The sequence below is a fragment of the Nocardioides faecalis genome (assembly GCF_018388425.1).
In the GTDB taxonomy this organism is placed as follows: Bacteria; Actinomycetota; Actinomycetes; order Propionibacteriales; family Nocardioidaceae; genus Nocardioides; species Nocardioides faecalis.
The window spans coordinates 278,213-300,242 of record NZ_CP074406.1 but is presented as its reverse complement, the minus strand read 5'-3'; the positions used below and the strand labels follow the sequence as shown (position 1 = coordinate 300,242).

Below are 22,030 nucleotides of genomic sequence, written 5' to 3'. Positions count from 1 at the left end.
CCGGCCGCACGCGCCGGCCGAGAGAAGGCAGAGCCCGGATGACGACGACCCCGACCCGCGCAGACACCACCACGAGGGTCACGCTCGGGGTGACCGTGACCCTCGGTCTGCTCGCCGGGCTCGGGCCGCTGTCCACCGACATGCACCTGCCCGGGCTGCCGGAGATCGCGGACGCGCTCGAGACCACCGACGCCGCCGCGGCCAGCACCGTCACCGTCGGGTTCGCCGGCCTGGCGCTGGGCCAGCTCCTCGTCGGCGGGCTGACCGACCGGTTCGGCCGACGTCGCCCTGCCCTGGTCTGCCTCGCCCTGTTCGTGCTCGCCAGCGTCGCCTGCGCCCTCGCACCGAGCATCGAGGTGCTGCTCGTGGCCCGCTTCCTGCAGGGCGTCTTCGGCGCCGGCAGCGTCGTCGCGGCCCGCGCCTCCGTGCGGGACCTCGCCCAAGGCCCCGCCGCCTCGCGCCTGTACTCCCAGCTGGCGATGATCTCGATGTTCGCACCGGTCATCGCCCCGCTGCTCGGGGGGCAGGTGCTCGCGTTCACCTCATGGCGCGGCATCTTCGCCACGCTCGGCGTCCTCGCCGCCGCACTGCTGCTCCTCGCGAGCGTGAAGATGCCCGAGTCGCTGGCCGCCGAGCACCGCCGCCGCGCCGACGGCCCCGGACAGCTGCGGGTCATGGGGCAGGTGCTGCGCCACCGCGGCTTCGCCCAGCACCTCGTGCTGGCCGTGTGCCAGGGCGTCATCCTGGTCAGCTACCTGACGATGAGCGCGCTGTTCCTGCGCGCCGAGCACGGCGTCGGCTCGCAGCAGTACTCCCTGATCTTCGCCACCAGCGGGGCCGGCATGGTCCTGGGCCACGTGGTCAACATGCGGCTCGTCCCGCGGTTCGGGTCGCTGAACATGCTCACGTTCTCCGTCACCGCCGCGTTCACCTCCTGCTCGCTGCTGTGCCTGGCGGTCTTCACCCACGCGCCGCTGCCGGTGGTGCTGGTGCCGTTGTGCCTCACGCTGCCGCTGCTCACGCCGTCGATGCCCAACAACATGGCGCTCGCCCTCGTGCCGTTCGGCACCGCCGCCGGCACCGCCTCCGCGCTGCTCGGCGCCTCCCAGCAGGTCGCCGGCGCCGTCGTGCCGTCGCTGGCGGTCCAGGTGGGCAGCAGCGGCGCGGTGATGGCCACGACCATGCTGCTCGCGGCCGGCGTCGGGCTCGTGCAGGTCTGGGGCGTCGTACGGCCGGCTTTGCGGCGCGGCGACGTGCCCGACTTCTCCGGCAGCGACGTCGTGGCGGCGGACGTGGGCGGCACCGACGTGGCGCTACCGGGGACGGCGGTGGAGCCCCGCTAGCGTGGGCGGATGTCCTGCTACGAGTTCGAGGGCCGTGCGCCCCAGGTCCACCCCGAGGCGTTCGTCGCCCCGACCGCGACGCTGATCGGCGACGTGCGCGTCGAGCGGGGCGCCAGCGTCTGGTACGGCGCGGTGCTGCGCGCCGACATCTGCACGATCATCGTGCGTGAGGGCGCGAACGTGCAGGACAACTCCGTGGTCCACGGCGCCCCCGACACGGTCGTGGAGATCGGTGCCGGCGCGACCGTGGCGCACACCTGCGTGGTGCACGGCGCCACCCTGGGCGCCAAGGCGCTGGTGGGCAACGGCAGCACCGTGCTCGACGGCGCCAGCATCGGCGCCGGGTCGATGGTCGCCGCCGGCTCCCTCATCACCCCGGGCACCGAGGTGCCCGACGGCGTGCTGGCGGCGGGCAGCCCGGCGCAGGTGAAGAAGCCGATCGAGGGCACCGGTGCGCAGTTCTGGGTCGACGCCAACCCGCCGTACTACGCCGAGCTCGCCCAGCGGCACCGCGCCGGGCTGCGCCCGCTGGTCTCCGAGGGCTGACCCGCACCGCACCGCACCGCACCGCACGAGCTTGGCGCGCCCACCGAGGTTCGCAAGCGGCGTGCGTCGGAGTCATGGCCCGCGGAACGGGAGAGAGGTTCGTGTTCCGCCTGGTGGTAGCCCGCCCCGGGTTCGGCACCGAGTCGGCTTGGCTTGCCCCATGGCCATCGACGTCTGTCACCGGACGACAGCGCCCGGCGTCAGGGCCACCCGGGAGGAACCATGAGCAACAGGATCATCGTCGTGGGAGTCGACGGCAGCGAGACCGCCGAGCAGGCGTCCCGCCGCGCCGCGGAGATCGCCGCGATCAGCTCCGCGGAGCTGCACGTGCTGGCCTCGTACAGCCGATTCGAGGTCGACGCCATCGAGCCCGGCGTGCCGCTGTCCAGCGTCGACGACGTCCAGCTGGTGGCCGAACAGACCGTGACGGCCCTGCGCGGCGCCCACCCCGACGTGGAGATCGTCGCCGCCCCCGCCGAGGGCAAGCCGGCCGACGCCCTGGTCCGCCACGCCGAGCGGGTCGGGGCGGACCTGATCGTGGTCGGCAACAAGCGCGCCCAGGGCCTGGCCCGGGTGCTGGGCAGCGTCGCGCGCGACGTCACGGCCCACGCGCCGTGCGACGTGTACGTCGTGCATACCCACGCGGCGCACTGACCTCTCCGCGCCGGCCGCCACCGCGGACCACCCCGGCACACGACGTACGACGGCGGCCGGGAGCGATGTGCTCCCGGCCGCCGTCGTGTCCCGGCTGTCCCGGGGTGGTGCGGGTGCTGCTGCCTCGGGGCGCTCAGCCGGCCTGCGCGGCGGGCTGCTGCTCGGCGGCGATCGTCAGCGCGATGTCGACGATCATGTCCTCCTGGCCGCCGACGAGGCGGCGGCGACCGCACTCCATCAGCACCTGGCGCACGTCGACGCCGTACTGCTCCGCGGCACGCTCGGCGTGGCGCAGGAACGAGGAGTAGACGCCGGCGTAGCCCAGGGTGAGGGTCTCCCGGTCCACCCGGACGGGGCGGTCCTGCAGCGGCCGGACGATGTCGTCGGCAGCGTCCTGCAGCGCGAACAGGTCGCAGCGGTGCTCGAACCCGGACAGGTCCGCGACCGCGACGAACGCCTCGAGCGGGCAGTTGCCCGCACCGGCGCCGTGCCCGGCCAGCGAGGCGTCGACCCGGTAGACCCCGTTCTCGACGGCGACCACGGAGTTGGCCACCGACAGCGAGAGGTTCTCGTGGGCGTGGATGCCGATCTCGGTGCCCTCGTCGAGCACGTCGCGGTAGGCCCGGACCCGGGCGGCGACGTCGTTCATCGTCAGCCGGCCGCCGGAGTCGGTCACGTAGACGCAGTGCGCGCCGTAGGACTCCATCAGCTTCGCCTGCTTGGCCAGCTCCTCGGGGGCGGCCATGTGGGAGAGCATCAGGAAGCCGGACACGTCCATGCCCAGCTCGCGGGCGGCCTCGATGTGCTGCGCGGAGACGTCGGCCTCGGTGCAGTGCGTGGCCACGCGGACCGAGCGGACGCCCAGGTCGTAGGCGCGCTTCAGCTCGTGCACGGTGCCCACGCCGGGCAGCAGCAGGGTGGTCAGCCGGGCGTTCTTCAGCACCGAGGCGGCCGCCTCGATCCACTCCCAGTCGGTGTTCGAGCCCGGGCCGTAGTTGACCGAGCCGCCGGCCAGGCCGTCACCGTGGGCGACCTCGATGGCGTCCACGCCCGCGTCGTCGAGGGCAGTCACGATCCGCTTGACGTCGGTGGGGGTGATCCGGTGCCGCACGGCGTGCATGCCGTCGCGCAGGGTGACGTCCTGGACGAAGATCGGGGTCTTGGCCCCGCTGGTGGTCTCGGTGCTCACTGGGCGGTCTCCTTCGCGGCGGCGATGCGCTCGGCGACCTGCAGGCCGGCCGAGGTCATGATGTCGAGGTTCCCGGCGTACGCCGGCAGGTAGTGGCCGGCGCCGGTGACCTGGAGGAACACCGACACCTGGTGGGTCGGACGCTCGGCGCCCTCGACGAGGAGCGTCTCGACCGGGGAGTCGGCGGGGATCTCGGTGATCTGCACCTGCTGGACCAGCTTGTAGCCGGGCACGTAGGCGGCCACGTCGGCGACCATCTTCTCCACGCTGGCACGGATCTGCTCGTGGGTGTCCGCATCGGGGGCGTTGACCAGGGCGAAGACGGTGTCACGCATCATCAGCGGCGGCTCGGCCGGGTTGAGGATGATCACCGCCTTGCCGCGCTTGGCGCCACCGACCTGCGTGATCGCCGCGGAGGTGGTCTCGGTGAACTCGTCGATGTTGGCGCGGGTGCCCGGGCCGGCGGACTTCGAGGCGATCGAGGCGACGATCTCGGCGTACTCGACGTCGACGACGCGCGAGATCGCGGCGACCACCGGGATGGTGGCCTGGCCGCCGCAGGTGACCATGTTGACGTTCGGCGCGTCGAGGTGCTCCTCGATGTTGACCGCGGGGATCACGTAGGGGCCCACGGCCGCCGGGGTGAGGTCGATCAGCCGCTTGCCCAGCGGGCGCAGCAGCGCGTCGTTGTGCACGTGCGCCTTGGCGGAGGTGGCGTCGAAGACGATCTCGATGTCGGCGAACTCCGGCATCGCGACCAGGCCCTCGACCCCCTCGTGGGTGGTCGCGACGCCGAGGTCGCGGGCGCGGGCCAGGCCGTCGGAGGCGGGGTCGATGCCGACCATCGCCGCGATCTCGACGTGCTGGGCCGTCTGCTGGATCTTGATCATCAGGTCGGTGCCGATGTTGCCCGACCCGATGATCGCCACCTTGGTCTTCGTGGTGCTCATCAGGACTCCTCACTCATGCGGATCGACAGCTCACCGAGGCCGGTGATGGCGACGTGAACCTCGGCACCGGGGCCGATCGGCCGCATCGGGCCGAGCGCGCCGGACAGGATGACCTGGCCGGCCTGCAGCGGCTCGCCCAGGTCGCGGGCGGCACTGGCCAGCCACTGCACGGCGAGCAGCGGGTCGCCCAGGCAGGCCGCGCCGTTGCCGACCGAGTCCTCCTGGCCGGTGACGCTCATCCGCATCTCGGCCTCGACCGGGCTGAACTCGGCCAGGGTGCGGCGCTCGGTGCCCAGCACGTAGCCGCCGGCGGAGGCGTTGTCCGCCACGGTGTCGCCGAACTTGATGTCCCAGTCGGCGATCCGGCTGTCGCAGATCTCCAGCGCGACGACGGCGTACTCGATCGCGGCGCGGACCTGGTCCAGGTCGAGCTCGCCCTCGGCGAGGTCGGCGCCGAGGACGAAGGCGATCTCGGCCTCGGCCTTGGGCTGGATCAGCCGCGGGTCGTGCACGGGGGCGGAGGCGTCGTACTCCATGTCGTCGAAGAGGACGCCGAGGTCGGGCTGGTCGACGCCGAGCTGGGCCTGCACGGCCTTCGACGTCAGGCCGATCTTGCGGCCGACCACGCGGGCACCGGCGGCGATGCGGGTCTCGTTCACCCGCTGCTGCACGGCGTAGGCGAGGTTGATGTCGGAGGCGCCGATCAGGTCGCGCACCGGCGCGCACGGACGGTGCTCGGCGGCGGCGGCCAGGAGCCGGTCGGCCGCCTCACGCACCGCGGCGTCGAGATCGATGGTGGGGGAGGTCATGGCACCACTGTCGGTGCCGGTGACCTGCTCGGCACAGCCCGGCGTTCCACTCACCGATATGGTTCTGGGTGTGGACCGCGACCGGGACGACGCACTGGCACCCAACGACCTCGACACGGTGCTGGGCAAGGCCGTGGCGATCCTGCGCGCCTTCGGCGCCGACGACCGGATCCTCCCGCTGGCCGAGCTCGCCCGGCGCACCGGGCTGGCCAAGCCGACCGTGCACCGCGTCGCCGGCGACCTGGTCCGGCACCGGCTGCTGGAGAAGACCGAGCACGGCTACCGGCTCGCCGGCGGGCTGTTCGAGCTCGGCATGCGCGCCGCCACCGAGCGCACCCTGCTGGAGGTGGCGATGCCTTTCCTGCAGGAGCTCTACGAGCGCACCCACGAGACCGTGCACCTCGGCGTGCAGGAGGGCACCGAGGTCGTCTACATCGCCAAGATCGGCGGGCACCGGCAGGCCCGCAGCCCCTCCCGTGCCGGCGGCCGGATGCCGATGCACTGCACCGCGATCGGCAAGGCGCTGCTCGCCCACGCCCCGTCCGAGGTGCGCACCGCCGTGCTCTCCGGCCCGCTGGCACGTCGTACGCCGCAGACGGTCGTGGCCCCCGGCCTGCTCCGCCAGCAGCTCGAGCGGACCCTGGAGACCGGCGTCGCCTACGAGCGCGAGGAGTCCACGATCGGCCTGCTGTGCATCTCCGCGCCGGTGCTGGACCCCGACGGGCGCACCGCGCTCGCGGCGATCAGCATCACCGGTCCGGTCGGCCGGTTCCGCCCCGAGCTGCACGAGACCGCGCTCCGCGCCACCGCGGCGGCACTGTCCAGCACGCTGGCCCGCACCCGCCTCTGACCGCCCCCCCGGGGGGCGCCCCTGGGCCAGGCGCTCAGGACACCCCTGGGAACGAGGAAGCGTCCTGGCCCGCGGTGGCGGACCAGGACGCTTTCCGTGTCGGCTGCTCAGGACGAGGAGGTGGCCCCGCGCTGCTCGAGCCAGGCGAGGACCACCCGGTTGAACTCCTCGGCCCGCTCCACCTGCGACCAGTGGCCGCACTGGCTGAAGATGTGCGCGTCGGCGTGCGGCAGCACACCGAGCAGCTCCCAGGTCCGCGACACCGGGATCACCACGTCCTGCACGCCGTGGATGAGCAGCACCGGGACCTCGAGGCGCGAGAGCACGTCGAAGTCCAGCGGCAGTGCTTCCCGGTCGCGGTCCCGGGCCGCGACGACCTCGGCGAGCCGGTCGCTCGCGGTGTCGTTGAGCGCGGAGTGGTAGCGCAGCGTGACCAGCTCGTCGGTGACCAGGGTCTTGTCCACGACGAAGGTCTCGAGCGTCTTGCGGATGCCGGCCTCGGTGAGCACCGGGTTGGAGTGCCCGGCCAACGCCTTGGTCAGCTTCGCTCCGCCGGTGCCCATCGACACGATGCCGAGCAGGCGCTCGGGGAAGTCGATGGCGAACTGGAAGGCCAGCCAGCCGCCGAGGGAGTTGCCGACGATCCAGGTCTTCTCGATGCCCAGCGCGTCGAGCACCCGCACCGCGTGCCGCACCCACTCGCGGATGCCGTACTCGGTGCCGGGCGCGACCACGGTCTGGCCGTAGCCGATGGAGTCGATCGCGATGCAGCGCACCTGCGCGGACAGCGCGGGCAGGTTCAGCCACCAGTTGGCCGCCGCGGTGACGCCGGTGCCGGAGCCGTGCAGGAACAGCACCGGCTCGCCCTGGCCCACGTCGTGGTAGTGGGTCAGCTCACCGGGCGCGGTCTCGAGCCACTCGTCGGCCAGCCCGAAGAACGGGTCGGTGCTGTAGTCCGGGATCGCGGTGCTCACACGGCCTCCTTCGCGGCGGCCGCGCCGCCTGCGGTGTCGGCGAGGAAGCCGGCGATCAGGCGGTTGAACTGCGGTCCGCGCTCGTAGGGCACCCACAGGCCGGTCTTCTTGAACAGGTGCAGCTGGGCGTCGGGGATCTGCTTGAGCAGGAACAGTGCGTTGTCGTAGCCCTGCACCTTGTTCTCGGTGCCCCACACGATCAGGGTCGGTACGGCGATCTTGCCGAGCTCGGTCCACAGCGGCTCGGCGGGGACCCCGGCCGACTCGGCACCGGCGCGCCGCTCCTCGCCGCCGGCCACGGACTCGGCGTAGCGCTCCTCGACGAGCTCGTCGGTGACGAGGCTCTTGTCGAACATCATCAGCTCGAGGTAGGCCCGCATCTTCTCCCGCGACGGACCGCTGCCGGCGTAGTAGGAGCGGATCGCGCGCTGGCCCTCCGAGGGCATGGTGGAGAACAGCGGCACGCCGCCCGCGCTGGAGACCAGCGCCAGGCGAGAGACCCGCTCGGGGTGGCGCAGCGCCATCGCGATGGCCACCGCGCCGCCGGTGGCCAGGCCGACCACGGTCGCGCGCTCGATGCCGAGCTCACCGAGCATGGTGGCGAAGCGGTCGGCGTACGGCGCGTACTTGCCGCCCTTGAGCTCGATCGGGTCGGAGCCGCCGTAGCCGGGCAGGTCCACGACCAGGACCCGAGCGTGCTGGGACAGCTCGGCGAGGTTGGTGCCGAAGTTGCCCCAGCCCGATGCCCCGGGCGCCCCGCCGTGGATGCACAGCAGGACCTCGGGGCCGGTGCCCGCCTCGTGGTAGTGGAGGCGGGCGCCGTCGATCGTGAGGGTGCGGGAGGTCGACTCGGGGGTCAGCTCGGGCATCAGACCTTGACCGCCGCGGGCATCTCGCCGCCGAAGAAGTCCATGCCGTAGGCCTGGAACAGGGGGCCGGAGTAGTTCTGCACGTGGTGCAGCGCCGACTGGCAGTCGCGCCACATCCGCTGCATCGGGTTCGCGAAGTGGATCTGCGAGCCGCCGCTGACCTTGAACACCTGGTCCGCTGCCTCGGCGGCCCGGTGCGAGGCGGCCACCTGGTTGCGCCGGATCTCCGCCCGCTCGCCCAGGGTGAGCAGACGACCGGAGGAGACGATGTCGAAGGCACGGTCCATGTCGGCGAGCACGTGGCGCAGGCTGGCGTCGATGTCGGCGGCCGCCGGCCCCAGCGCGGAGAGCTGGAACGGGTCGGTGCTGGCCGAGCCGAACCGGCTGCTGCGCTTGCGCGTCCACGCGACGTAGGCGTCGAGGGTGCCCTGGGCGAGCGCGATCGTCGCGGTGGTGATCGCGCCGGAGAACACGACGTTGCGCGGCAGCCGGTAGAGCGGGATGTCACGCTCGGCCGGCAGCTCGGCGCTGCCGTCGGTGACCGGGTTGGTCCGGATCAGCCGGTGCTCGGGCACGAACGCGTCCTTGACGACGATGTCCTTGGAGCCGGTGCTGCGCAGGCCCATCACGTCCCAGGAGTCGTGGACGATCTCGTAGTCGGCGCGGGGGAGCACGAAGTGGATCGGCTCGCGGTCCGCGACGTTGCCCTCCTGGTCGGTGATCAGGCCGCCGATCATCACCCACTGGCAGTGGTCGGTGCCGGAGGAGAAGGGCCAGCGGCCGTTGAAGATGTAGCCACCCTCGACGGGGCGGGCACGGCCGATCGGGGCGTACGGCGACGCCACCCAGGTGTCGGGGTCCTCGCCCCAGATCTCCTGCTGCATCCGGGTGTCGCCCTGGGCGAGCTCGTGCGGGTGCACCCCGACGACCCCGGCGACCCAGCCGGCGCCGCCGTTGTGCCGGCCGATCTCGAACACGGCGCGCATGAAGTCGGTCGGGTGCGACTCGAAGCCGCCGAAGTCCTTGGGCTGCAGCATCCGGACGACCCCGGTCGCGCGCACCTGGGCGGCGATCTGGTCGGTGAGCCGGCCCAGCTCCTCCGACACGGGGGCGTCCGCCTCCAGCGCGTCGGCGAGCTCGACGATGCGGTCAAGCACGGCGTTCATTGGTGTTCCTTTCGAGGAGGTGCTGGGGGGACTGCTCAGTGGTGGTCGACGCTGTGGTGGCCCCAGAAGTGGGCGGTGTCGTAGCGCGTCGGCGTCCAGGTCTCGTCGTCGATCTTGATCCCGCCGGTGCCGAACTCCAGGCCCACGTTCGAGGGGGTGATCAGGTAGAAGCTGGTCATCCGGTCGTTGCTGTGCCGCCCGAAGGTCTTCAGCAGCCGCTCCGGCTCCTCCTCGATGTGCTCCAGCGCCCGGCCGATCACGTCGAGGTCGGTCACCTCGAGCATGAAGTGGCCGACGCCGAGCGGACGGCCCGGGATCTGCGGGGTGAACGCGTAGGAGTGGTGGCGCGGGTTGCAGTGCAGGAATGTCGCGTAGAGGTCCGGCGTCAGGTCGATGTGGTCGGAGAGCCGGAAGCCCAGCACGTCCATGAACAACCGCTCGTAGACCTCGCGGTCCTTCACCACCTGCAGCACGTGGCCCAGGCCCTCGGTGCCGGCGACGAACTCCGCGCCGATCGGGGAGGCGAAGCGCTGCGCGGCGGTGCCCAGGCCCCAGAAGATCTCGTGGTCGTAGCAGTCGTCGGGGTCGCGGAACCGGATCAGGTCGCTGACCTGACGCTCCTTGGCGACCTCCGGCCCCGGCCGGGTGACCTCGTAGCCGGCGGCCTCGAGCCGCTGGGCGAGCTCGGCGAGCTCGTCGGGGCCCTTGGTCTCCCAGCCGACGGCGGTCACGCCGCCGGACTCGCCGGCCCGGATCTCGAGACGGTAGCTCTTCTCGTCGATCCGGAAACGCAGCCGGTCCTCGGCCTCCCGCACGGCCATCAGGCCGAGGACGCGCTGACCCCACTCCTCCCACAGGTCGAGGTCGGTGGCGGTGAACTGGATGTAGCCGAGGGCGGTGACGCGTGCGGTCATGTCTGCTCCTGCTGGGTCGTGGGTTGTGCCGGGCACGGGGACGTCAGTCGAGGACGGTGAGGTCGCCGAAGCGGGCCTGGACGAGGTCGGCGACCTCGTCGGCCCGGCGGCGCACCAGCCGGCCCCACTCCGCCACGGTGGCGCCGCTGGCGCCGGTGGGCGGGGAGGAGAGCCGGACCGACAGCCGGGGGCCGCCGATGTCGGGCACCGCGGCGGTGATCGAGCGCACGTCGTACCGCTCGGTGTCCACGAGGTCGGGCTCGTAGTAGTCGAGGTGCTCCAGGTGCATCGTCAGCACCTGGCGGCGCCGGTGCGGGGTGGGCTCACCGTGGATGTAGCGGGTCACGTCCTGCCAGGTCTCCTGGTCGGGGCCGCGTCCCACCAGCGAGAGCGAGTAGCCCTGCTCGGCGACCTTGTCCGCCAGTTCGGCGCAACGCTCCCGGATGCCCTCCTCGGTCCGGCCCAGGCGGCCCAGCCACCGGGTCCGGTCCGCCTCGTCGGCGGGGTCGAGGTAGACCGCGCCGGCGGGCGGCACGCTGGGCAGCCGCAGCCCGATCTCGACGAAGGTCCGGCTGGCCGCGCCGCGCTCCGTGCCGATGACGACGTCGTGCTCCCCGACCAGGGCGAGCAGCGAGACGTCGGCGCCGACCTCGCGGGCCAGGGTCGCCAGCGGCTCCATCGCCACCTCGCTCAGCCGAGCCGCCCGGATCAGGTCGTGGTCTGCGGGAGCGAGGAACGAGGACGGGGCGAAGCCGCCGAAGCCGCCCTGGAAGAACAGCAGCGGGCACGTCGGCCGCTGCACCTCCAACGAGCGCACCTCGCCGAGGACGAAGTAGTGGTCGCCGGCGTCGACGATCTGGTGGTAGTCGCAGTCGATCCAGGTGACCGAGTCGGCGAGGATCGGCGCGCCCGACGGGGACGGGCGCCAGGCGACGTCCGCGAAGGACTCCGTGCCCCGCCAGGAGCCGACGAGGTCGGCCTGGTCGGCGGCCAGCACGTTCACGCAGAAGGTCGACGCCTCGCGCAGCTTGGCGAAGGTCCGCGAGTCGCGAGCCGGCAGGAACGCCACCAGCGGCGGGTCCATCGACACCGAGGTGAAGGTGCCCACGACCATGCCCACGAGCTCGCCGTCGTCGAGGGTGGCGGTGATGAGCGCTACGCCGGTCGGGTAGTGCCCGAGCGCGTTGCGGAAGGTGAGCGGGTCGATCGTCGCGACGTCCTGGACCCCCTGCTGCCGCTCAGACATTGCGGATCAAGCGGTAGACGTGGCTGCGCAGCTCCGCGAAGCGGGGCAGTGCCTTGGTGGCGACCTGCTCCCGGGGACTCGGCAGGTCCACGGTGAGCACCTCGCGGATCCCGGCGGGCTTGCCGCCCAGCGCGAGGACGCGGTCGGAGAGGTAGACCGCCTCGTCGATGTCGTGGGTCACCAGGATGATCGTGATCCCGAGGTGGTCGCGCACGCGCAGCAGCAGGTCCTCGAGGTCGGCGCGGGTCTGCGCGTCGACGGAGGCGAAGGGCTCGTCCATCACGATGGCGTCCGGCCGGTAGGCCAGGGCGCGAGCGATGGCGACGCGCTGCTGCATGCCGCCGGACAGCTGCCACGGGTAGGAGTCGGTGAAGTCGGCGAGGCCGACCTCCGTCAGCGCCTCCACGGCGACCTTCTCACGCTCGGCCTTGCCCATGCCGGCCGAGCGCAGCGGCAGCGTGACGTTGTCGATCACGCTGAGCCACGGCATCAGGGAGCGGCTGTAGTCCTGGAAGACGATCGCCAGGCCGCGCGGCGGGGAGTCGATCTCCTTGCCGTCGAACAGCACCTTGCCGTCGGTGGGCCGGCGCAGGCCGGTCAGGCACTCCAACAGCGTCGTCTTGCCGACGCCGGAGGGGCCCACGATGCACATGAGCTCGCCGCGGCCGACGTGGAAGTCGAGTCCCTGGAGCACCTGGCGGGAGCCGTAGGCGTGCCCCAGCGCTCGCGCCTGCAGGACCGGGGTCGCGACGTCGCCGGAGCTCGCGTCGACGACGGGGTTGATCTGCGTCATCGCTGGTCTTCTTTCTGAGTGGTGTAGCCGCGGTGCCATGCCAGGACCCAGGCCTCGAGGAGGCCGAACGCCTTGTTCGCCGCGTAGCCGATGAGGCCGAGGACGATCAGGCCGGTCCACATCGCGACGATGTCGAACGTGCGCTGGGAGTTGAGGACGAAGTAGCCGAGGCCGCCGGGGCTGCCGATCATCTCGGTGAGCACCATGGCCACCACCGACATGGACAGCGCGACCCGCGCGCCGGCGAAGACCTGCGGCATCACCGCGGGCAGCACCAGGTAGCGGACCCGGTGCCAGCGGCTGAGCCGGTAGCTCGCGGCGACCTGGTGCAGCACCGGGTCGACGGACCGCACACCCTCGACGGTGTTGAGCAGGATCGGCCACGTGGCGACGAAGGCGATGGTGACCACCTTCATGTCGTCCTCGGTGCCGAGCAGCAGCATCATGATCGGCAGCAGCGCGACGCTCGGCAAGGCCCGCATGAACTCCACCAGCGGACGGGTCGCGTCCTCCAGTGCCGCCACGGAGCCGAGCAGCAGGCCGAGCGAGACCGCCGCCATGAAGCCGATGCTGAACCCGGCGATGAGCCGTACGACGCTGGGCAGCGCGTCCTCGCGGAGGTGGTCGAAGAACCACAGCTCCCCGAAGCGGCTCGCGATGTCGGACAGCGCCGGCCAGTAGAAGGAGGTGCTGCCGGCGGTGGCGAACCACCACGCGGCGACCAGGAGCACCGGGAGCCACAGCTCCCAGGCGACGGCCTTGGCGGCCTTCGAGAGCCGGTTCACGACGTACCTCCCGCACGGACCGAGGAGTGCCACCACAGGACGCGGCGCTGCAGCAGCACGAAGAAGAGGTTGAGCAGCAGCCCGAGCGTCGCCGCGGTGAACGCGTAGAGGAACGCCCGGTCGGTGTCGTTGAGCTGCATCGCCTGCAGCAGCGTGTAGCCGAGACCGTCGGAGCCGCCGAGGAACTCGCTGCTGATGGCCATCAGCAGCGCGATGGTGGCCGCGATGCGCAGGCCGGCGAAGACGAACGGCAGCATCGACGGCGCGACGATGAAGCGCAGCCGGTACCAGCGGCTCAGGTGGTAGGCGCGGCCCACCCGCTTGAGCTGCGGGGAGATCTGGCCGACGGCGTAGCTGGTCTGGATGATGATCGGCCACACGGCGGAGACCAGGATCAGCACCACGCCGAGCGTGCGGCCGGCGCCGAAGACCAGCAGGAACAGCGGGAGCAGTGCGATCGCCGGCACGGTCCGGCCGAAGTCGAGCACGAGCTGCGTGCTGCGGCGGGTGATCTCGTTGGAGCCGATGAGCAGGCCGACCGGCAGGCCGACCAGGACCACCAGGGCCAGGCCGGTCACCGCGGTGCGCAGCGAGGTGGCGATGTTGGCCCAGAAGTCCTGGGTGGGGACCGCGTCGGCGCCGGCTTCGAAGATGTCCAGCGGGGTGGGGAAGTCGCTCGAGCCTCCCGGCCCGGTGGCGAAGAGGTGCCACACCACGAGGGCGACGAGGATCGCGAGGACCCGGTAGGCCAGGCGCCTCACCGGGGAGGGTGCCTGCGAGGGCTTGGTGCGCGTCACGGCACTACCTCTCTTGCTTGGCGGATGTCGGGGTGCCTGCCGGGTGCGGGCTCGGCAGGAGCCGCGCACCCGGCAGGGTCAGCGGATGGTTCGTCGAGTCAGCGACTCAGCGGGTGAAGAGCACGTCGGCAGCGGCGGGAGCGCCCTGCTCGAACATGTCGTACTTCTCGAGGTAGTCGATGGAGAACTGCACGTCGTCCTCGGTCAGGGTGGCCTCGGTGTAGACCGGCAGGGCCGACTTGGCCAGCACGTCGGAGGGCGCCTTGATGACCTCGGCGATGGTGGAGACCAGCAGGTCCTTGTCGGCGTTGACCTTCGCGTTGGCCGCGCGGACCGCCTCGGCGAACGACTCGACGACGTCGGGGTTCTTCTTCGCGAAGGCCGCGGTGGTGACGTAGACGTAGGCGTGGCCGCCGCCGCCGGAGTTCGTCGGGCCGAGCAGCTTCAGCTCGCCCTTGGCGCGCTCGATGGTGCCCACCGGCTCCGGGGTCGTGGTCGCGTCCACCTGGCCCGACTTCAACGCGGTCAGCGGGTCGGGGCTCTCGACGAACTTGACCTTGGAGCTGTCGCCGCCGGCCTCGTCGACCGAGGCGCGCAGGTCGAGCCAGGGCTGGCTCTTGATCTGCGGGATGCCGACCTTCTTGCCCTCCAGGTCGGCCATCGAGTCGATGCCGGAGTTCTTGGCGACCCAGACGTTGGCGAAGGAGAAGTCCTCCTGGCCCTCCGGGATGCCACCGTCGGTGCCGCCTGCGATGTAGACGAGGTCCATGCCCTGACCGATGGCGACCAGGGAGGTCGCGACGTCGAGCAGTGCGATGTCCACCTTGCCGCCGATGAGCTGCGGGATCATCTCGCTCGAGGTCTTGGCGGTGGTCAGCGCGACGTCGAGGTCGTTGTCCTCGAAGACGCCCTCGTCGTCGCCGGCGAAGGCCGGGGCGCCGTTGACGGACGCGAAGACCGCCAGGTTGATCTTGCCGTCCGCGGCACCCGAGCCGCCGTCGTCGGAGGAGCACGCCGAGGTGGTCGCCAGCAGGGCGGCGACGGCGAACGCCGCTGCGCCGAGACGCTTAGAAGCCATAGGTGTTCATGTCCTTCGTGACAGGGGGATCGAGATCGCTCCCCAGCCGTCGCGGCGACGGCATGTGACGACACTTACAAACCTCGATCGGCGGTGGCCCCGATCACTCACCGTGCGGAATTTCGATCTGCGAGCAGTAGTGCCGTCACGCCTGGCTCGGCCCGTGGGGAGATGTCTGCGACGTACGTCATTCCGCTGGGTGCGAGACCGCGCCCGACCCGCCGACCCGGGCCGGACACTGGAGCGGACGACCGGCGGCCCCGCCCCGGTCCCCGTTCCGCCCGCCGGCCCGCACCGGGTCGCCGCGTCGCGCCCGTCGATCCAAGGAGTCTGATCGTGACCGAGCTGTTCACCGAGGAAGCCACCAGCCGTTTCGTGGAGCTGCCCTCGGGCCGGGTCCACTACAACGAGTACGGCGAGGGCCACCCGATCGTGCTGCTGCACGGCTCGGGCCCCGGCGCCACCGGCTGGTCGAACTTCGCCGACAACATGCGTGAGCTCGGCAAGCACTTCCGCTGCCTGGCCGTCGACATGCCCGGCTGGGGCAAGTCCTCCCCCGTCTCCTACGACGACCGCGACCACGCCACGACGGCGCTCGAGTTCCTGGACGCCCTCGGCATCGAGAAGGCCGCCTTCATCGGCAACTCGATGGGCGGGGCGACGTCGGTCATGTTCGCCGCCACCCAGCACGACCGGGTCAGCCACCTGGTCACCATGGGCGCCGGCGTGGGCGGTGCCCACCTGTTCGTCCCCGGTGGCGGCCCGTCGGAGGGCGTGAAGGTGCTGCAGCGCACCTACCAGGAGCCGACCGAGGAGAACTTCCGCGCGCTGGTCGACATCATGACCTACGACCCGGCCTTCGCCTCCGAGGAGCTGCTGGCCCAGCGCTACCGCGCCGCGGTCGACCACCCCGAGCACATCAAGAACTTCGCCGACGGCATCGGCCGCCCGCGCCCGCACATGGCCACGCACGCCCAGATCGCCTCGATCACCGCGCCGTCGCTGTTCTTCCACGGCCGCGACGACCGGGTCGTGCACTACGAGTCGACGCTGAAGCTGGTCTCGCTGGTGCAGAGCTCGCGCGCGGTGCTGCTGGCCGGCTGCGGCCACTGGGCCCAGCTCGAGCACGCCGACGAGTTCAACCGGCTGGTCATCGACTTCCTTACGCACAACTGAGCGCCCGCTCACCCCGGCACACGACAGCACCCAGAACAGAACGAAGGTCCCCGATGCACGAGGTACACGAACGGATCCTGGCCCGCGCCGAGGAGCTCGCCGCCGAGGCGCCCGTCAGCGACGAGCTGGGACGCCTCAGCGACACCACCGCCGAGATCCTGCGCAGCAGCGGCGTGATGCGCATGCTGCAGCCCAAGGAGCACGGCGGCTACGAGGCCGACCCGATCGACTTCTTCCGCGCCCAGCTCGAGATCGGCACCCGCTCCTCCTCGGCCGGCTGGGTCGCCGGCGTCGTCGGCGTGCACGCCTTCGAGATGGCCCAGATGGATCCCACCCTGCAGAAGGAGATCTGGGCGGACGACCCCGACACCTGGATCGCGTCGCCGTACGCACCGCTGGGGCGGGCGAAGCCGGTCGACGGGGGCTACGTCTTCTCCGGCCGCTGGCCCTTCTCCTCGGGCACCGACCACTGCCAGTGGATCATCCTCGGCGGCCTGATCACCGACGCCGACGGCGTGCCGGTGCCCGGCGGGCTGCGGCACTTCGTCCTTCCCCGGGCGGACTACGAGATCCTGCACGACACCTGGGACGTCGTGGGCCTGCGCGGCACCGGCAGCAAGGACATCCTGATCAAGGACGCCTTCATCCCGGGCCACCGGGTGTTCGACCCGGTCCCGATGGAGGACGGCGGCCTCGCCGAGCAGGTCGGCCGCGGCGACAGCGCGCTCTACCGGATGCCGTTCCACCCGATGTTCACCGCCGGCATCACCACCGCCACGGTGGCCATGGCCGAGGGTGCTCTCGCCGCGTTCGTCGCCGCCATGCGCGACCGCGTCACCGCGCGCGGGGTGAAGACCGCCAACGACCCGCATCAGCTCGCGGTCCTGGGCCGGGCGTCCGCGGACCTCGCGGCCGGCCGCAACCAGCTCTTCGACGACATCGAGCAGATGACGGAGCACGCGCGCAGCGGCGAGCGGTTCAGCCCCGAGCAGCGGCTCACCCTGCGCCGCAACCAGGTCCGGATCGCGCGCCGGGCGGTCAACGCCGTCGACGAGCTGTTCCTGCACGCGGGCGGCACCGCCCTGCGCTCCGGCTCGACCCTGCAGCGGTGCTGGCGCGACATCCACGCCGCGCTGAACCACGCGTCGAACAACGCCGACCCGATCTACCAGGCGTACGGCCTCAACCTCTACGGCAACCCGACGCCGCCGACCGTGCTCTTCTGAGCGGCGCCGCCTGACCCGCCCACCACCAGACGACCTCCGGGTCCGGCCCCACACCGGACCCGGAGGTCTCCCTGTCCCACCCCCTGTCCCACCACCCGCCGCCGGCACCGGAGGTCCCGATGTCGCTCGAGGACCGCGTCGACCGCCTGGGCCGCGACCTGCGCCGCCCGGTGGTGCTCTACGACCAGGCCATGAAGCTGGTTGCGCACAGCGCCCACTCCGAGCAGGAGATCGACCCGAACCGCCGTGGCGCGATCCTGGCGCGTCGTACCGAGCCGCGGGCGCTGCAGCTGGTGCACCGCTCCGGCGTGCACCGCTCCCCCGGCCCCGTCCTGGTGCCCTCGGACCCCGGGCACGCCGACCGCATCGGCATGGCCGTGCGGCACGAGGGCGTCGTCCTGGGCTACCTGGTCTGCAACGTCGAGGACGGCGACGTCCCGTTCGACGAGCGCTTCGACGACCTCCTGCGCACGGCGGCCGCCGAGATCGCGCTGCTGCTGCAGATCCGCGTCCTGGAACGGCGCACCCGGCAGCACTCCTCGCTCGCCGCCGTCCGCGACCTGCTCGCCGACGACGAGGCCACCCGCGAGCACGCCGCCGCCACGTTGCACGCCGAGGGATTCGGCGCCGCCGCCCGCGGCTACCTCGCGCTCGCCCTCTCCACCCGCCTTCCCCTCGACGACCCGCCGCCCCAGGCGGACCGGCTGCGGCTGGAGACGATCCTGGGCGACGTCGCCGCGACATCGGCCGCCGGCAGCGCCGGCGCCGTCGGCGCCGTCGTGGCCGACACCGCGGTGCTGGTCTGCGCTGTCGCCGCCGACCACGAGCGGGCGTTGACCCGGCTGGGCCGGAGCCTGCCCGCCGGCGTCCGGGTCGGTGTCGGCACGTCGCGCGAACGGCTCGCCGACGTCGCGGCCTCCGCCCGCGAGGCGGCCCTGGCACTCGCGGGCTGCTGGCGCGACCCGGGGCGCTACGGCACCGTCGCGACGTGGGCAGACCTGGGCGCCGACCGGCTCCTGCTCCGGCTGCCGCTGACCGACCTGGGCGCCGCCGACCTGCCCGACGCCGTACGACGCCTGCTGGACGCGCCGGGCGGACCGGACCTGGCGCACACCGTCGAGGCCTACCTGCACCGAGGCGGGGACGCGCAGGCCACCGCGCAGGCGCTGTCGATCCACCGCAGCACGCTCTACTACCGGCTGGACCGGGTGCGCACGCTCACCGGGGTCGACGTGCGCCACGGCGCAGCCCGACACGACCTCCAGGTCGGGCTGCGCGTGGCCACGCTCTGCGGCCTGCGCTGAGGCTGGGTGGCCGGGTGGCCCGGTGGTTCAGCGAGCGCCGTCGGCCAGCAGCCGCTCGGCCATCCGCTCGGCCTCTGAGGTCTTGGGCGAGTTGAAGAACAGCACGCGGCCGATGATGGGGTCGCCGGTGTAGTAGCGCTCGTACAGCGCCTGCCGCGCAGCGAAGGGGCTGCTGGTGGCGTCCCACACCATGCGCATCACCTGCAGCCGGCGCTCGGCCGGCACGTCCGGCCCGTGCACGTAGGCCTCGACGAGGTGAGCGATGTCGGCGTGCCGCAGGTCGCCCTCGGTCATCGCGATCGCGCCGCTGCCGGCGACCAGCCGCAGGACCTCCACGGCCTTGGCGATCGCATGCGGGAAGAAGAAGGTCAGCGCCGAGATGCCCACCCGCGACTCCACCGCGGGCTCGCCCGGGCCGGGCACCGGTGCGTCGGCGCCCAGGCGGCGGGTCTCGATCCGGCGGTGCAGGTCGAGCGCGGCGGCGTCGAGCAGGCCCTCGGCGACGTTGAGCAGCCCGACCAGCTCGCCGACCTCCTCCTGGTAGCGCGGCGAGCCGGCGCGGCCGGTGGCCCGGGCGGCGACGGTGGCCAGGCCGGTGAGGAAGCGCAGCTTCGCGGTGCTCCGGGCGGCGCCCTGGAGCGGGCCGTAGCCGGCGGCGCCGCCGACCACGGCGTTGTAGGCCGCGAGGTCACCGTCGACGATGATCCGGTCGCTGGGTACGAAGACCTCGTCGAAGATGAGGATCGCGTCGCCCTCGTCGAAGCGGCCCGACAGCGGGGTGTCAAAGAGACCGTCACCGCGGTCGTACGCCTGCCGGCAGACGATCTTGAGTCCGTCGGTGGCGAGCGGGAGCGTGAACGCCAGCGCGTAGTCCTCCTGGCCGGTGCGGCGCGGCACGTAGGGGCCGACGAAGACCTCGTTGGCCACCGGCGCCAGCGTCGAGAGCAGCCGGGCGCCGCTCACCACCATGCCGTCGGCACGCCGCTCGACGACGTGCACGGCCTCCGGCGGCGCGTCGGTGGTGGACCGGTCGCTCTGCGGGTCGACGAGGGTGTGGGTGACGGCGAGGTCCTCGCGGCGCAGTCGCTCCAGGTAGTCGCCCAGCCGAGCCGCCTCGCGCTCCTTGCCGGCGTGCAGCAGGCTGCTGCGGATGTCGAGCAGGTAGGCGTTCATGAAGTCCGGGAGCCGGCCCATCATGCCGTAGGTCAGGTCGGTACGGAGCCGGTCGCAGCGCAGCCGGGTGCGCGCGTCGTCGAGGGTGTGCACCTCGAGCAGGGTGGTGCTGTGGACCTGTCCGGTGCGCGGGTCGGCGACCGTGAGCACGTCGGCGAGCTCGGGGTCGTGCTGGGCGTCGTACAGCCCCGCCAGGGTGCGCAGCACGCCCTGGAAGGCGGGGTAGGTCGTCACGTCCTCGACCCGCCGGCCGTCGACGTAGACGCTGCGCCCGTCGTCCAGGCTCTTCAGGTACTGCTCTCCGGTGCGGATGGCCATGCTCGCCTCGTCCTCGTCTCGCTCGTGTGCTGCTCCGGGCACTCCCTCGTCCCGGCGCCGGCTCAGGCTAGGAAGCGCCGCGGCGCGCCGCCTCCGCTCCGCGGCGGAACTTCGGGGGCGCCGATCCGACACCGTGTCGCACGGCCGGCATCTCGTCACGTGGGACACGGCCGTTGAAATCTGGACGAGATAGCGCTATCTCGCGTACGTTCCGTTATTCGGGACGGAGTTCCACTATGCTGAACGTACTGCGGAGCGTCAGATGAGCGATATCAACGGCAAGCGCGGCGTGCTGCAGCGCGCCTTCGACATCCTGGGTTGCTTCGGCGGTCCCGATCCCGACCGCTCGGTCGCGGATGTCTGCGCCATGACCGGCCTGCCGCCCGCTACGGTGCACCGCATGCTGGCAACGCTCTCCGAACACGGAGCGATCGACAAGGTGGGACGCGGCCGCTATCGGCTCGGCTCCCGGCTGTGGCGCCTGGGACACGGGGTCCCCGACATCCGCAACCTGCGCGACTGCGCCCGCCCGGCGCTGGTCGACCTGCACGCCAGCACGCGCCTCCCGGTCGCACTGGCCTCCGCCGAGGGCGACCGCCTGCACCTGATCGACAAGATCGCCGGTCGCAGCACCACCGCGGTGTGGCAGCAGCTCGGCACGCCCCGGCTCGCCGAGCACCCCGCCGGACTCGCGCTGCTGGCGTGGAGCGAGGACCAGGGCGTCCGGATCGCCCAGGAGACCCACCCGCGGTTCAGCGAGTTCGCCTGGCGCCAGCACATCGCCCGGATCCGCCAGGCCGGCTTCGCGCACTCCGCCACCGGCGCCGAGTACACCGCCCCCCTGGTGTGGGGCGCGGCGCCGGTCTTCGGCGACCGGCCCGACGCCCAGGTGTGCGTGATGCTCGGCGGACGCCGCGGCCAGCACCCGCCCGTCGCGCTGGGCCGCCTGGCCAAGACCACGGCGCAGGACATCTCCGCGGCGCTGCGCAAGCTCAGCAGCGAACCCTCGCTCTCGGGCACCCACGCCTAGCCGTGTCCGTCCTGGCGAAGGCCGCCGCCGCGATCGACCTCGTGGCCCGCTCCCACGAGCCGGTCCGGCTCAGCGACGCCGCCACCGCCCTCGGCATGCCGAAGTCGTCGGCGCACCGCCTGCTCGGTGACCTCGTCGACAGCGACCTGCTGCGCCGCGACGCGAGCGGCCGCTTCCTGCTCGGCATCCGGCTGCTCACGTGGGGCCAGGCCGCCGAGTCCAGCTTCGACATCCGCGGCCTCGCCCTGCCGCACATGCGCCGGCTGTCCGAGCTCACAGGCGAGACGGTCAACCTGCACGTGCCCCAGGGCGAGTACCGGGTCTGCGTGGCGACCCAGGCCGGCGCGAACATCGCCTTCGCCCCGGTCGTCGTCGGCCAGGCGCTGCCGCTGGGCATCGGCGCCACCGGCAAGCTGCTGCTCGCGTTCTCCCCCGAGCCGCTGCGCACCGACGTCCTGGAGGAGCTGCGGCGTACGGGACGTCCCGTGCCCTCGGCAGACGAGCTGGCTCGGATCCGCGGCCTGCGCTGGGCGACCTCGCAGAACGAGCAGGAGGTGGGGATGAGCGCCGGCGCCACCGTCGTCACCGGGGTGGGCGGCAAGGTGCTCGCCGCGCTCGCGGTCGGCGGCGACGTCGAGCGGCTGCCCCAGGCGCGGCTCGACGCGCTGCGTGAGGACGTGCTGCGCGCCGCCAGCGCCATCGCCGACGGCATCACCGGCGCCGAGGGCTGATCCGCTCCGACGCGGACGGGTGATTCGCCTGCTGTCCGGGCCTGCCGATTCGGGAACGGGCCGATTCCACTGGGTGCGAGCGAGCTGCCACGGCCCGCGCGGGCGCCCG

22 protein-coding genes are annotated in these 22,030 nt (G+C 72.3%); 9 read left to right on the top strand and 13 right to left on the bottom strand.

Annotated elements, in window-relative coordinates; translation table 11 throughout:
- Positions 1-38 precede the first annotated feature (38 nt).
- From KG111_RS01330 to KG111_RS01320, 3 genes are all read left to right on the top strand, one after another.
- Positions 39-1,343: a multidrug effflux MFS transporter gene (locus KG111_RS01330; RefSeq protein ID WP_205292536.1), complete on the top strand. Its 1,305-nt coding sequence runs from the start codon at positions 39-41 to the stop codon at positions 1,341-1,343.
- A gap of 9 nt (positions 1,344-1,352) precedes the next feature.
- Positions 1,353-1,889 carry a gamma carbonic anhydrase family protein gene (locus tag KG111_RS01325; RefSeq protein ID WP_205292535.1) on the top strand — a complete coding sequence of 179 codons (537 nt, stop codon included), beginning with the start codon at positions 1,353-1,355 and terminating at the stop codon, positions 1,887-1,889.
- A gap of 222 nt (positions 1,890-2,111) precedes the next feature.
- On the top strand, positions 2,112-2,543 hold the full coding sequence (locus tag KG111_RS01320) for a universal stress protein (protein ID WP_205292534.1): 432 nt from the start codon (positions 2,112-2,114) through the stop codon (positions 2,541-2,543).
- A 133-nt stretch (positions 2,544-2,676) separates the two neighbouring features.
- On the opposite strand, the gene dmpG is transcribed toward KG111_RS01320, so the two are convergent.
- Genes dmpG through KG111_RS01305 form a run of 3 tightly spaced genes read right to left on the bottom strand, consistent with a single transcriptional unit; the run spans position 2,677 to position 5,491 of the window.
- A complete protein-coding gene (dmpG, locus tag KG111_RS01315; protein ID WP_249666247.1) occupies positions 2,677-3,732 on the bottom strand; it encodes a 4-hydroxy-2-oxovalerate aldolase in 1,056 nt (351 codons plus the stop codon).
- Positions 3,729-4,682, bottom strand: a complete 954-nt coding sequence (locus KG111_RS01310; protein WP_205292533.1) for an acetaldehyde dehydrogenase (acetylating) — start codon at positions 4,680-4,682, stop codon at positions 3,729-3,731. The genes dmpG and KG111_RS01310 overlap by 4 nt, the downstream gene beginning before the upstream one ends.
- A complete protein-coding gene (locus KG111_RS01305) occupies positions 4,682-5,491 on the bottom strand; it encodes a 2-keto-4-pentenoate hydratase (RefSeq protein ID WP_205292532.1) in 810 nt (269 codons plus the stop codon). The genes KG111_RS01310 and KG111_RS01305 overlap by 1 nt, the downstream gene beginning before the upstream one ends.
- Positions 5,492-5,561: 70 nt before the next feature.
- On the opposite strand from KG111_RS01305, the gene KG111_RS01300 reads away from it, so the two are divergent.
- Positions 5,562-6,341, top strand: a complete 780-nt coding sequence (locus KG111_RS01300) for an IclR family transcriptional regulator (RefSeq protein ID WP_249666246.1) — start codon at positions 5,562-5,564, stop codon at positions 6,339-6,341.
- Between the two features lie 107 nt (positions 6,342-6,448).
- Here the strand turns inward: KG111_RS01300 and KG111_RS01295 are convergent, their stop codons facing one another.
- From KG111_RS01295 to KG111_RS01255, 9 genes are all read right to left on the bottom strand, one after another.
- Entirely contained in the window at positions 6,449-7,315 is an 867-nt protein-coding gene (locus tag KG111_RS01295; protein WP_205292530.1) for an alpha/beta fold hydrolase, read from the bottom strand.
- A complete protein-coding gene (locus KG111_RS01290) occupies positions 7,312-8,184 on the bottom strand; it encodes an alpha/beta fold hydrolase (protein WP_205292529.1) in 873 nt (290 codons plus the stop codon). Before KG111_RS01290 ends, KG111_RS01295 begins: the two co-directional genes overlap by 4 nt.
- Complete coding sequence (locus tag KG111_RS01285) at positions 8,184-9,350, bottom strand: acyl-CoA dehydrogenase family protein (RefSeq protein WP_205292528.1); 1,167 nt, start codon at positions 9,348-9,350, stop codon at positions 8,184-8,186. Before KG111_RS01285 ends, KG111_RS01290 begins: the two co-directional genes overlap by 1 nt.
- Before the next feature lie 35 nt (positions 9,351-9,385).
- On the bottom strand, positions 9,386-10,264 hold the full coding sequence (locus tag KG111_RS01280; RefSeq protein ID WP_205292527.1) for a VOC family protein: 879 nt from the start codon (positions 10,262-10,264) through the stop codon (positions 9,386-9,388).
- Between the two features lie 43 nt (positions 10,265-10,307).
- The gene (locus tag KG111_RS01275) at positions 10,308-11,510 is read right to left on the bottom strand and encodes a flavin reductase family protein (RefSeq protein ID WP_205292526.1); all 1,203 of its coding nucleotides are present in this window, start codon (positions 11,508-11,510) and stop codon (positions 10,308-10,310) included.
- The gene (locus KG111_RS01270; RefSeq protein WP_205292525.1) at positions 11,503-12,303 is read right to left on the bottom strand and encodes an ABC transporter ATP-binding protein; all 801 of its coding nucleotides are present in this window, start codon (positions 12,301-12,303) and stop codon (positions 11,503-11,505) included. The genes KG111_RS01275 and KG111_RS01270 overlap by 8 nt, the downstream gene beginning before the upstream one ends.
- Positions 12,300-13,088, bottom strand: a complete 789-nt coding sequence (locus KG111_RS01265) for an ABC transporter permease (RefSeq protein WP_249666245.1) — start codon at positions 13,086-13,088, stop codon at positions 12,300-12,302. The genes KG111_RS01270 and KG111_RS01265 overlap by 4 nt, the downstream gene beginning before the upstream one ends.
- Positions 13,085-13,885 carry an ABC transporter permease gene (locus tag KG111_RS01260; RefSeq protein WP_205292524.1) on the bottom strand — a complete coding sequence of 267 codons (801 nt, stop codon included), beginning with the start codon at positions 13,883-13,885 and terminating at the stop codon, positions 13,085-13,087. Before KG111_RS01260 ends, KG111_RS01265 begins: the two co-directional genes overlap by 4 nt.
- Positions 13,886-13,991: 106 nt before the next feature.
- Entirely contained in the window at positions 13,992-14,963 is a 972-nt protein-coding gene (locus KG111_RS01255) for an ABC transporter substrate-binding protein (RefSeq protein WP_205292523.1), read from the bottom strand.
- A 336-nt stretch (positions 14,964-15,299) separates the two neighbouring features.
- On the opposite strand from KG111_RS01255, the gene KG111_RS01250 reads away from it, so the two are divergent.
- The 3 genes from KG111_RS01250 (at position 15,300) to KG111_RS01240 (ending at position 18,669) form a co-directional block, all read left to right on the top strand.
- A complete protein-coding gene (locus KG111_RS01250; protein ID WP_249666244.1) occupies positions 15,300-16,139 on the top strand; it encodes an alpha/beta fold hydrolase in 840 nt (279 codons plus the stop codon).
- Positions 16,140-16,192: 53 nt separating this feature from the next.
- Positions 16,193-17,365, top strand: a complete 1,173-nt coding sequence (locus KG111_RS01245; RefSeq protein WP_205292522.1) for an acyl-CoA dehydrogenase family protein — start codon at positions 16,193-16,195, stop codon at positions 17,363-17,365.
- Positions 17,366-17,484: 119 nt separating this feature from the next.
- Positions 17,485-18,669: a PucR family transcriptional regulator gene (locus KG111_RS01240; protein ID WP_205292521.1), complete on the top strand. Its 1,185-nt coding sequence runs from the start codon at positions 17,485-17,487 to the stop codon at positions 18,667-18,669.
- A gap of 27 nt (positions 18,670-18,696) precedes the next feature.
- Here KG111_RS01240 and KG111_RS01235 read toward each other — a convergent pair whose 3' ends face one another.
- Entirely contained in the window at positions 18,697-20,160 is a 1,464-nt protein-coding gene (locus tag KG111_RS01235; protein ID WP_205292520.1) for a 4-hydroxyphenylacetate 3-hydroxylase N-terminal domain-containing protein, read from the bottom strand.
- 262 nt (positions 20,161-20,422) lie between these two features.
- On the opposite strand from KG111_RS01235, the gene KG111_RS01230 reads away from it, so the two are divergent.
- The gene (locus KG111_RS01230; RefSeq protein ID WP_205292519.1) at positions 20,423-21,190 is read left to right on the top strand and encodes an IclR family transcriptional regulator; all 768 of its coding nucleotides are present in this window, start codon (positions 20,423-20,425) and stop codon (positions 21,188-21,190) included.
- Between the two features lie 2 nt (positions 21,191-21,192).
- Positions 21,193-21,921 carry an IclR family transcriptional regulator gene (locus KG111_RS01225; protein WP_205292518.1) on the top strand — a complete coding sequence of 243 codons (729 nt, stop codon included), beginning with the start codon at positions 21,193-21,195 and terminating at the stop codon, positions 21,919-21,921.
- The last annotated feature ends 109 nt before the right edge of the window (positions 21,922-22,030 follow it).

Coding starts and splice junctions, on each gene's coding strand:
- KG111_RS01270 (WP_205292525.1), bottom strand. CDS start 12,303: ATGACGCAGATCAACCCCGTCGTCGACGCGAGCTCCGGCGACGTCGCG.
- KG111_RS01310 (WP_205292533.1), bottom strand. CDS start 4,682: ATGAGCACCACGAAGACCAAGGTGGCGATCATCGGGTCGGGCAACATC.
- KG111_RS01245 (WP_205292522.1), top strand. CDS start 16,193: ATGCACGAGGTACACGAACGGATCCTGGCCCGCGCCGAGGAGCTCGCC.
- KG111_RS01305 (WP_205292532.1), bottom strand. CDS start 5,491: ATGACCTCCCCCACCATCGATCTCGACGCCGCGGTGCGTGAGGCGGCC.
- KG111_RS01290 (WP_205292529.1), bottom strand. CDS start 8,184: ATGCCCGAGCTGACCCCCGAGTCGACCTCCCGCACCCTCACGATCGAC.
- KG111_RS01325 (WP_205292535.1), top strand. CDS start 1,353: ATGTCCTGCTACGAGTTCGAGGGCCGTGCGCCCCAGGTCCACCCCGAG.
- KG111_RS01235 (WP_205292520.1), bottom strand. CDS start 20,160: ATGGCCATCCGCACCGGAGAGCAGTACCTGAAGAGCCTGGACGACGGG.
- KG111_RS01240 (WP_205292521.1), top strand. CDS start 17,485: ATGTCGCTCGAGGACCGCGTCGACCGCCTGGGCCGCGACCTGCGCCGC.
- KG111_RS01230 (WP_205292519.1), top strand. CDS start 20,423: ATGAGCGATATCAACGGCAAGCGCGGCGTGCTGCAGCGCGCCTTCGAC.
- KG111_RS01330 (WP_205292536.1), top strand. CDS start 39: ATGACGACGACCCCGACCCGCGCAGACACCACCACGAGGGTCACGCTC.
- KG111_RS01255 (WP_205292523.1), bottom strand. CDS start 14,963: ATGGCTTCTAAGCGTCTCGGCGCAGCGGCGTTCGCCGTCGCCGCCCTG.
- KG111_RS01285 (WP_205292528.1), bottom strand. CDS start 9,350: ATGAACGCCGTGCTTGACCGCATCGTCGAGCTCGCCGACGCGCTGGAG.
- KG111_RS01280 (WP_205292527.1), bottom strand. CDS start 10,264: ATGACCGCACGCGTCACCGCCCTCGGCTACATCCAGTTCACCGCCACC.
- KG111_RS01320 (WP_205292534.1), top strand. CDS start 2,112: ATGAGCAACAGGATCATCGTCGTGGGAGTCGACGGCAGCGAGACCGCC.
- KG111_RS01275 (WP_205292526.1), bottom strand. CDS start 11,510: ATGTCTGAGCGGCAGCAGGGGGTCCAGGACGTCGCGACGATCGACCCG.